The following is a 2,125-nucleotide window of genomic DNA, read 5'->3' on the forward strand; positions in this document are numbered from 1 at the left end:
CACTCGCTAGAGGCTTTTCTCGGCAGCATAGGATCACTCTACTTCACCTCAATCGGCTACGCATCACGTCTCAACCTTCATGAGCGGCGGATTTGCCTACCACTCGGTCTACACGCTTACACCAGTACTACCACTCACTGGCGGAGCTACCTTCCTGCGTCACCCCATCACTCGACTACTACGGAATCAGATCCCACGCTCCACACAGAAACCTCCATCCGAAGACTTCGGTAACTGGCTTTGGGTGGTTAGTATCAACCGCCTCATCCTGGGCGCACGTGCTCGGGTACGGGAATATCAACCCGTTATCCATCGACTACGCCTGTCGGCCTCGCCTTAGGTCCCGACTTACCCTGGGCGGATTAGCCTGGCCCAGGAACCCTTGGTCATCCGGCGGCAGAGTTTCTCACTCTGCATTCGCTACTCATGCCTGCATTCTCACTCCCACACCCTCCACGACTGGCTTCCGCCGCCGCTTCCCTGGATGCAGGACGCTCCCCTACCCATCCACACCACTGCATCACACTTTCAAGAAGCGTGATGGATGTATTGTGTGAATGACACAGCTTCGGCGGTGTGCTTAAGCCCCGCTACATTGTCGGCGCAGGACCACTTGACCAGTGAGCTATTACGCACTCTTTCAAGGGTGGCTGCTTCTAAGCCAACCTCCTGGTTGTCTGGGCAATCCCACATCCTTTCCCACTGAGCACACACTTAGGGGCCTTAGCTGGTGTTCTGGGCTGTTTCCCTCTCGACGACGAAGCTTATCCCCCGCCGTCTCACTGCCACACTCTCACACCACGGTATTCGGAGTTTGGTTGATTTCGGTAACCCGGTAAGGCCCCTAGACCATCCAGTAGCTCTACCCCCGTGGAGAAACATGTGACGCTGCACCTAAATGCATTTCGGGGAGAACCAGCTATCACGGAGTTTGATTGGCCTTTCACCCCTACCCACAGCTCATCCCCTCAGTTTTCAACCTAAGTGGGTTCGGCCCTCCACGTCGTCTTACCGACGCTTCAGCCTGGCCATGGGTAGATCACTCCGCTTCGGGTCTAGACCACGCGACTATGACGCCCTATTCAGACTCGCTTTCGCTACGGCTACCCCACACGGGTTAACCTCGCCACGCAGCACTAACTCGCAGGCTCATTCTTCAAAAGGCACGCCATCACCTCAACATCACAAGGATGTGCTCGGGCTCTGACGGCTTGTAGGCACACGGTTTCAGGTACTCTTTCACTCCCCTCCCGGGGTACTTTTCATCTTTCCCTCACGGTACTAGTCCGCTATCGGTCTTCAGGAAGTATTTAGGCTTACCGGGTGGTCCCGGCAGATTCACAGCAAATTCCACGAGCTCGCTGCTACTCGGGAACACCAGACAAACAATCCACAACATGTTTTCGCGTACGGGACTCTCACCCACTCCGGTCGCCCATCCCAAGGCGTTCCACTAACACGCGTAATCGTTCCGAGGACTGTCAGATCCTCGACGCTGGGTCCCACAACACCACACACACAACGCCTGACAGCTTGACATGTGCATGGTTTAGCCTCTTCCGCTTTCGCTCGCCACTACTCACGGAATCACGGTTGTTTTCTCTTCCTACGGGTACTGAGATGTTTCACTTCCCCGCGTTCCCTCCACACACCCTATATATTCAGATGCGGGTAACACCACATAACTGGTGCTGGGTTTCCCCATTCGGAAATCCTCGGATCACAGCTCGGTTGACAGCTCCCCGAGGCATATCGCAGCCTCCCACGTCCTTCATCGGCTCCTGAAGCCAAGACATCCACCATGTGCCCTTAACAACTTGACCACAAAGATGCTCGCATCCACTCTACAGTTCTCAAACACCACACCAGAAACAAACGTCCCCGGGACTGTGTCCAGCCCCTCGGCGTGTTGCCTCAGGACCCAACAGCATGCCAGCGAACAATCATCAACCAGACCCGACATACCCCGTTCCACGCACCGAAGTGCAGTACTAGAAGTCATCAGCAACCTGGCCTCAGGCCATAACCAGTAGTTCCACAATTCCTTGAGCAACCAGCGCCAACACACAGTCGGTGTTGAAACCCTGGCCACTCCACCACCGTTGCCCCGGGTATCCCGGCGGGG

General features: G+C 55.8%; 1 rRNA gene. It reads right to left on the reverse strand.

Annotated elements, in window-relative coordinates:
• Positions 1-1,823 (reverse strand): 23S ribosomal RNA (locus tag H074_RS05430); the annotation flags it as partial.
• Positions 1,824-2,125: the final 302 nt, after the last annotated feature.

Source organism: Amycolatopsis decaplanina DSM 44594 (genome assembly GCF_000342005.1).
Taxonomy (GTDB): Bacteria; Actinomycetota; Actinomycetes; order Mycobacteriales; family Pseudonocardiaceae; genus Amycolatopsis; species Amycolatopsis decaplanina.